The sequence below is a fragment of the Streptomyces sp. NPDC057428 genome (genome assembly GCF_042803195.1).
Classification (GTDB): domain Bacteria; phylum Actinomycetota; class Actinomycetes; order Streptomycetales; family Streptomycetaceae; genus Streptomyces.
The window spans coordinates 47,742-55,757 of the sequence record NZ_JBHVCT010000040.1; the positions used below are offsets into that span (position 1 = coordinate 47,742).

Annotated in this window: 5 protein-coding genes; 2 read left to right on the top strand and 3 right to left on the bottom strand. The window is 67.8% G+C overall.

The features are described 5' to 3' along the window. Nucleotide 1: 1 nt before the first annotated feature. Complete coding sequence (gene dnaK / locus ACFU5K_RS17640; RefSeq protein WP_384062238.1) at nt 2-1,900, bottom strand: molecular chaperone DnaK; 1,899 nt, start codon at nt 1,898-1,900, stop codon at nt 2-4. A gap of 472 nt (nt 1,901-2,372) precedes the next feature. Here dnaK and ACFU5K_RS17645 point away from each other — a divergent pair, with 472 nt between their 5' ends. Further along, on the top strand, nt 2,373-4,151 hold the full coding sequence (locus ACFU5K_RS17645) for a PucR family transcriptional regulator (protein ID WP_384062241.1): 1,779 nt from the start codon (nt 2,373-2,375) through the stop codon (nt 4,149-4,151). Between the two features lie 252 nt (nt 4,152-4,403). On the opposite strand, the gene ACFU5K_RS17650 is transcribed toward ACFU5K_RS17645, so the two are convergent. Beyond that, nucleotides 4,404-5,339, bottom strand: a complete 936-nt coding sequence (locus ACFU5K_RS17650) for an acetate/propionate family kinase (protein ID WP_384062242.1) — start codon at nt 5,337-5,339, stop codon at nt 4,404-4,406. 566 nt (nt 5,340-5,905) lie between these two features. Here ACFU5K_RS17650 and ACFU5K_RS17655 point away from each other — a divergent pair. Then, nucleotides 5,906-6,259, top strand: a complete 354-nt coding sequence (locus ACFU5K_RS17655; protein ID WP_384062245.1) for a hypothetical protein — start codon at nt 5,906-5,908, stop codon at nt 6,257-6,259. Between the two features lie 150 nt (nt 6,260-6,409). On the opposite strand, the gene ACFU5K_RS17660 is transcribed toward ACFU5K_RS17655, so the two are convergent. Further along, nucleotides 6,410-7,759 (bottom strand): ISL3 family transposase, encoded by a 1,350-nt coding sequence (locus tag ACFU5K_RS17660; RefSeq protein ID WP_384062247.1) that lies wholly within the window; start codon nt 7,757-7,759, stop codon nt 6,410-6,412. Between the last annotated feature and the right edge of the window lie 257 nt (nt 7,760-8,016).

The following is an 8,016-nucleotide window of genomic DNA, read 5'->3' on the forward strand; positions in this document are numbered from 1 at the left end:
CTCAACTCTTGTCGAACTCGGCGTCGATGACATCGTCGTCACCGTCGCCACCACTCGGGGAAGCGCCGGTGGCGGCGTCCTGGCCCGGGCCTCCCGTGGCGGTGGCACCCTGCTGGGCAGCCAGTCCGGCGAGGACCTGCTGGAGTTCGGAGGCCAGTGGCCGCACACGCTCCACGCCTGCCTCTTCCTTGACCGCTGCCCGGGCGTCGGAGACGAGCATCTCGGCGCGCGCCTTCTCGTGCGCGGGGGCCGCGTCGCCCAGTTCGGCGAGGCGCTTCTCGACCTGGTACGCGACCGCGTCGAGTTCGTTGCGTGCGTCTACGGCCTCGCGGAGCTCCCGGTCCTGGCCCTGGTTGCGTTCGGCCTCCTGGACCATGCGCTCGACCTCACCGCGGTCCAGGTTGGAGCTTTCGCTGATGGTGATGCCTTGTTCCTTGCCGGTGTCCCCGTCGCGCGCCTTGACATTGAGGATGCCGTTGGCGTCGATGTCGAAGGTGACCTCGATCTGGGGTTCGCCTCGCGGCGCCGGCCGGATGTCGGTGAGCTGGAACCGGCCGAGCACCCGGTTGTCGGCAGCACGCTCGCGCTCCCCCTGGAGGACCACCACATCGACGGCCGGCTGGTTGTCCTCGGCCGTGGAGAACGTCTCGGTACGCCGCACCGGGATGGTGGTGTTCCGCTCGATGATCTTCGTCATGACTCCGCCGCGCGTCTCGACGCCCAGCGACAGGGGCGTGACATCGAGCAGCAGGACGTCCTTGACCTCGCCCTTGAGCACCCCGGCCTGGATCGCGGCGCCCAGGGCCACGACTTCGTCGGGGTTGACGCTCATGTTGGGGTCCTTGCCGCCAGTCAGCCGGCGCACCAGGGCCTGGACCGCTGGTATGCGTGTGGAGCCGCCTACGAGGATGACCTCGTCGATGTCGCTCTCACCGACCTTGGCGTCGGCCATTGCCTGCTGGACCGGCTCCAGGCACCGTTCCACGAGGTCGCCGGTGATCTGCTCGAATGTGGACCGCATGACGGAGTCGGTGAGGTGTTTGGGGCCCGACGCGTCGGCGGTGATGAACGGCAGGCTGACCTGCGTCTGCGTCACCGAACTGAGCTCGGTCTTGGCTTTCTCCGCCGCTTCGAACAGCCGTTGCAGCGCCTGCGGGTCATTACGCAGGTCGATGCCGTTCTCCTTCTGGAAGCCGTCTGCGAGATGGTCCACCAGACGCCGGTCGAAGTCGTCGCCGCCCAGGTGGCTGTCCCCGGCGGTGGAGCGCACCTCCACCACGCCGTCGCCGACGTCGAGGATGCTCACGTCGAAGGTGCCGCCGCCCAGGTCGAAGACGAGGACGGTCTCGTGCTCCTTCTTGTCCATGCCGTACGCGAGGGCGGCCGCGGTCGGCTCGTTGATGATCCGCAGCACCTCCAGACCCGCGATCCGACCGGCATCCTTGGTGGCGGTGCGCTGGGCGTCGTTGAAGTAGGCGGGCACCGTGATGACCGCCTCCGTGACGCGCTCCCCCATCTGCTTGGAGGCGTCGTCGGCGAGTTTGCGCAGGACCTGTGCGCTGATCTCCTCAGGCGCGTACAGCTTGTCGCGCACCTCGAAGCGGGCCGCCCCGCCGTCGCCCTCGACGACGTCGTACGCCACCGCTTTCGCCTCGTCGGAGATCTCGTCGAAGTGCCGGCCTATGAATCGCTTGGCCGAGTAGATGGTGCCCTTGGGGTTGAGGATCGCCTGGCGCCGGGCCATCTGGCCCACCAGGCGCTCCCCGGTGTCGGTGAAGGCAACCACGGACGGTGTCGTCCGGTTGCCCTCGGTGTTGGGCACGACGGACGGCTCGCCGCCCTCCCACACGGCGATCACCGAGTTGGTGGTACCCAGGTCGATACCCACTGCCCTAGCCATGAGGAACTCCTCCCGGTGCTGCGGCCTGCGCCGACTTTCCGGTTCACTTTCGTTCAGCTACGGATGGGGCCTCCGCTGGCACCCCGCGGCGCGCCAGGTACTGCGTCGTCGCGGCCACCTCGTACCGGCTCGGCTTCGTCGAGCGGAGCGAAGTACGAACTGGGACGACGGGGCCGAGTCGGTTCACAAGACCGAACAACCAGCCGGTACGTCCCTACGAGACGGCCGACCTGCAATGCTGTTCCGTCATCGCGGCGCCCCTCCCGCGGGCTTGTGTGCGGAGGTTTTCCTACGCACCCCAGGATGGCGAGCCGAGTGGCTCGACGCCTGCGCCTGGGCGGCCAGGAATGCACGCGCCCGGTCGCCCTACGAGTACTAGAGTTGAAAATACGGACATATCACACTGGGTGGCTCGCGAGTGGTACCCGAAACCACCGCTCGCCTCGCCCTCTGAGGGCTCGGGAGTGATCCCATGGGCAGAAGCTGGCCGCACAACCTGTACCGCCGCTCCGACGGGGAGGGCAGTACGGCGCGGCGCAGCCGCCGGCGAGCCCCCGCAGCCGCACACAAAGAGCCCCACCCACTTGTTCGGCCCCCCGCCGACCACGCCCGCCACCAACTCACGGTGCTGGCCCGCACCCTGTCCGACAACCTGCACGAAAGCGAGATCCTGCGCCTGGCCATGGACCACATAGCCGCCGCCGGGCCGTACAGCGCCGAGGCGGGCTATCTCGAAGCGGACGGTGAACTGGTCCCCAGCCCGAGGAACCGCCAGGATCATGCCGTGACCGTGGACCGGCGGGTGCGGGAGCTGGACGGGCAGGACGGTCCTGTAGCCGTACCCGGCAGGTGCCGGGGCCAAGCGCTGGGGCTGCGTGGACCCGAGAGACTCCACGGTTACCTCGTAGTGACGTCCCGCTCCCGGCCCACCGAAGCCGAGCGGTCCCTGCTCGCCACACTCGTCCTGCACACCGCGGCTGCGCTGTCAGTCGCCTTCGCGCATCGCCGCCGCCGCGAGGATGCCCTGGAGCTGCACCGGCTGAGGGAGGAACGCGCAGGCCTCCAGCGGCAGCTGATCGCCGTCGTAGCCGAGCTGGCGTACGGGCGAGCCGTTCACGCACGCATGGCCGACGTCGCCGCCTCGGGCGATGCCGAGGAGGCCGTCACCCAAGCCCTGCACGGGCTGACCGGCCTCCCGGCTCTGGTCGAGGACTGCTTCGGTCGGCTCAGGTCCTGGGCAGGCCCCAGCCGCCCCGACCCCTATCCGGAACCCGACCCCGTGCGCCAGGACGAACTGCTGAACGCCGTCGCACGGGAGGCCGGGCCGGTGCGGATCAACGACCGACTGATCACTCTGATCCGCCCGCACGGCGAGATCCTGGGCATGCTCGCCCTGGTCGACCCTCAGGACGAGGCAGACGAGCAGACCGTGCTCGCGCTGGAACAGGCCGCCACGTCGCTCGCCCCGGAGCTGGCGCACCTGCGCGACCTGGCCGAAGTGGAACTGAGGCTGCACCGCGAGCTGGCCGACGACCTACTGGCAGGAACGGACGAGACCAGCGCCTACGCCCGGTCCGAGGCCGTCGGACACGACCTGCACCGCAGTCACTACATCGTCGTGGTGCAGTGGTCGGACCGGACCGCGGACGATTCCTTCGCACAGACCGTGGGCCGGGCGGCCTCTGCCGTGGGCATGCGCTCACTGCTGACCCGACGTGCCGAGCACGTGGTCCTGCTCGCTGATGACAGGCCGCACGCCCGAGCGCTGTACGAGGCGCTCACCCTGGAGACGGGGACGCCGGCCGGGACCATCGGCGTGAGCTCCCCGTGCGATACCCCGGACGACATCCCCCAGCGATATCAGGAGGCGCAGCGCGCCCTGGAAGTGCGGCGCCACTCCCGCAAGCGATACGGCATGACGTTCTTCGACGAACTCGGTCTCTACCGCATCCTGGGGCCTGGCAACGATTTCCGGGAGCTGGAGGCGTTCGTCCACGAGTGGCTCGGGCAACTCATCGATTACGACGCCCGACACAACTCGGCCATGGCAGATACCTTGGCCCGTTACTTCGACTGCGGCGGCAACTACGACGAGACCGCCGCATCCCTCGACATCCACCGCAGCACGCTGCGCTACAGGCTTCAGCGCATCCACGACATCAGCGGCAACGACCTCGCGAACGTCGAGGACCGGCTCAACCTCCAAGTGGCGACCCGTGTGTGGAAGATCGTGCTGGGCGGATCCGGCTGATGCCTCGTACAAGAGCCGGGCAAGCGCGTTACCCCGCCCTCTTCTGGTTGCGAGAGCGGCAGCAGCGTACGACCCCAGGCTGAGCAACGTCTAAAGAACACGTCAAAAAGAGCCGGTACATCGCGGCCACCGTTTGACCGGCACTCTCGTCATGCCTGATCCCTGGGCTTCTTCGAAGCATCGGATCCCCGCAAGCGTCAGGCCCTGTGCGTGAACTCCGGATGCCGGCGTGGCGGTGGCGGCGGCCCTGCCTCAGCGGTGAGCCAGGAGAGCCCGGGTCTCAAGGTTGATCTGCTGAGCCTCTCCGGTGGGGACGACCACGACGGGAACTCGCGCGCCGGGCTCACTGATGATTTCGGGACGTTCGGCAATCAGTGGTCGCAGACCGCCCGTGAGGCCGAACACGGACAGCCCGGCGCACACCTCTTCACGAACCTCAGGCTGGTCCTCGCCGATCTCGCCGGTGAAGACGAGAGCATCCAGACGGCCCAAGGATGCAGCCATCCCGGCGATGCCGCGACGGAACTGGTGGGTGAAGACGTCGAGAGCGAGTGCGGCACGCTCGTCGCCGGCCACCCGGCTTCGGACCAGGTCGCGCGTGTCATCCGAAGTGCCGGAGAGGCCGAGCAGACCGGACCGGTGGTTCAGAGCGTCCTCGATCTCGTCCGCAGACACAGCCTTCCGTGTCAGCAGCCAGGTCAGAGCGCCGGGGTCGACGCTGCCGCTGCGATGGCTCATCACCAGACCCTCCAAGGGCGTGAAGCCCATCGTCGTGTCGACACTGCGCCCATCGCGCACCGCGCAGGCGGAGCAGCCACCGCCAAGGTGCACGATCACCAGGTGCAGCTCCTCGGGACGGCGGCCGAGGAGTTCAGCAGTGCGCGCCAGCGCCCAGGCGTAGGACAGACCGTGGAAGCCGTAGCGGCGCAGTCCGTACGCATCACGCCAGCGGGAAGGTACCGCGTACTCCCGTGCCGCAACTGGCAAGCCGGCGTGGAAGACGGTGTCGAAGCAGGCGACGTGCGGAACTCCCGGCAGCAGATCCCGAGCCGCGTCCAGAACGGTCAGTGCTTGCGGGACGTGCAACGGCGCGAGGTCTGCCACCCGGTCCAGGCGGGCACGCACATCGTCATCGAGCAGAGTGTGGCTGTGCAGCTCCGATCCGCCGTGGACGATGCGGTGACCCACAGCTGCAGGAGCCGGCCCTTCCTTCAGTAACTGCCGCAGCGATCCGGTTGCCCCCTCGCCAGGCGGAGAGTCACTGTGGTGTTCGTTGAGGACTTGACCACCGTCCCCGAAGACCGTCGCACGGCGAGAATCTCACCTTGCAACACCATCGGATCGTCTACGCACGGCGGTGGGCCGAACTGCCTCTCTTGGACACACAAGGTGACACTCCGTAGTGAGGTGCGTCTTCGCCGGAACCCAGCGGCCGGTCCAGCCGAGGGCGGCTCGTAGCCGAGTGCGATGATTCCGATGGACTCCCTCGAAGCTCATCCGAACCAAGCAAGTTGTGGCGACCGTTGCCTCGATGGAGCTTCGGCGCCTCCCCAGGATGCGGAAGTCTCTTCGCTTGGGGAGTCGTTTGATCACACCGGTATCGTGGCGCGCCAGAGGGCTGTCTATGAATACACGGGGTGTGGATCATGTCGTTCGAAGAGGAGTGGGGCGAGCTGAAGGCCGCCGCCGCGATGAGGCTGAACTCGGCCGGCGGCAGTGGCGGTTCAGGGGCGGCGAAAGGCTGAGCCGACTACGTGGTTTCGGACGACGAGCTGGGGGACATCGGCCACGCGGCCTTCGGCCTGTTCAACGGCCTCGAGTCGACCGGTAAGCACGCGAAGGTGGCCAGTGAGACCGCTGGTACGAGCCTCAAGGGCGACGGGTTCGATACCGGCGCGGCGTTCACGGAGGTGATCGGGACGTGGGAGACGCAGGTGAAGACTCTCCTTCAGGCGTGCGCCCATATCTCCAACCACCTCGACTACACGAAAGCCTCGACGAAGGCCGACGACGAGTGGATCGAGACGCAGCTGCGCATCGTAGGTCCCGTCGCCCCGGAAGCGGACGGGGCCGTTCCCGCCTCGCAGATCAGCAAGTACTTCCAGTAAGGAGCCGCTGCCATGCCCACCTTCGAACAGCTCCTCACTGCCAGACTCGGCCCGCTCGACACGGCGGTGCCCCAGTGGACCGAGATGATCGGCAAGCTGACCTCACCGCTCCAGACCGACGCGTCGGCCATGAAGACCGGGTCTTCGAATTTAGTGGGGGTGTGCCTCCCGTCGGCTTCGCCGGGTGGTTGCACAGCGTGAGCGGAGGCGTTGGTTCGCTCGGTTGCGGAAGCCGAAGGCGTTGCGCGCTTCGAGCTTGATGAGGCGGTTGTTGCCCTCGGAGGCGGCGTTGGTGATCCCGGTGGTCAGGTAGGTCTCGATGCCGTCCCACCACTGCTCGATGGTCTCGGCGAGGGTGACGAGTTCGGGCAGGTGGGCGTGGTCGGTGACGTGGGCGAAGAAGCGGTGGCGGGCGGCGGAGATCGCGGAGTGGTCGGGGGTGACGTGGGTGCGCGTGACGGCCAGGTGGAGGAGGTCGCGCAGGAGTTCCTTGCCCTGCCAGGCCGCATAGATCTGTCGGCCGTAGGTCCCCATGTACTCCAACTCGGTCTTGAGGAGCTCGCGTTGTTCGTCGGTGAGGTCTTCCTTGTTGCGGCGTAGGAGCTTGCGGACGCTGTAGATGCTGTCGCCCTTGCGGGCTCGGCGGCCGTGCTGTTTCCAGGTGAGGCGTCGGCGCAGGTCGGCGAGGTGGCGCTGGGCGAGTTGGACGATGTGGAAGCAGTCCACGACCACCGCCGCGTGCGGCAGGGCACGGTGGACGGCGGCGCGGAAGGTGGAGCACAGGTCGATGGCGACGTAGCGGACCTGCTCGCGCCAGGCGGCGGGCCGGGCCGTCAGCCAGTCGGCGACGGAGGCGGAGTTGCGGCCCTCGACCTGGCCGAACAGGCCGCGCCCGCCGATCGCGTCGACGAAGCCGATGTGCCAGGCGTCCGCGACCAGTTCCCACTTCTGCGTGTCCGGGTTCTGCTTCCACACCGGCTTGCCCCGCCGGGTCTCGTCGATCCCGATCGCCTCGCACGCCGGCGGCTCCTCGGGCAGGACCTTCGCGGCGTAGTCCTCGAAGCAGTGCTGCACGATCGGCCAGGACAGGCCCAGATCCCGGCCGGCCTGCACCACCGATCGTCCGCCGTCACACACCGCGGCCCCGGCCGCCCGCCGAAGCGCCCCGGTCGTACGCATCCGCGCGGGTACCTGGTCTATGGACTCGGTGAACGAGCGGCGGTCGCAGTCGAGTTCGGTGCAGTACCAGCGTGCCTTGCGCCACCGGATACTCACGGGGCGCCCGCCGCAGGACAGGTGTCTGGGGACGGTGGTGCGGTAGTCCTTCAGCCGGGTGGAGAAAACCCCGCACGAGGGGCAGGCCCTCGCGGACTCCTCGTTCGTCACGACGTATACCGTCGATCCGCCTGCCTTGTCTTCCTTGACCTGCGTCACACTCACCCCCTCCAGCCCAAGCAGTCGCGTCGCAGCCTCGTTGGTCCCGGTATCGTCGATGCTCACGCCCGTGGGTTCTTCATGATCGGTTGCCTAGACAACAACCATGATCACGAAGACCCGCGGGCTCCTTGCGCCCAGGCCACCCACACCCCAAGCCCATCACGCTCGGTGACCGAACGTCAGGCCGTCACCGCCGCACCCCCACTAAATTCGAAGACCCATTAAATCGGGTCTTCGAATTTAGTGGGGGTGTGCTTCCCGTCGGCTCCGCCGGGTGGTTGCACAACGTGATCGGAGCCGCTGGTTGGCGCGGTTACGGA

Excerpts from the sequence above, each read along its gene's own strand:
- dnaK (WP_384062238.1), bottom strand. The coding sequence starts at position 1,900 with ATGGCTAGGGCAGTGGGTATCGACCTGGGTACCACCAACTCGGTGATC.
- ACFU5K_RS17645 (WP_384062241.1), top strand. The coding sequence starts at position 2,373 with ATGGGCAGAAGCTGGCCGCACAACCTGTACCGCCGCTCCGACGGGGAG.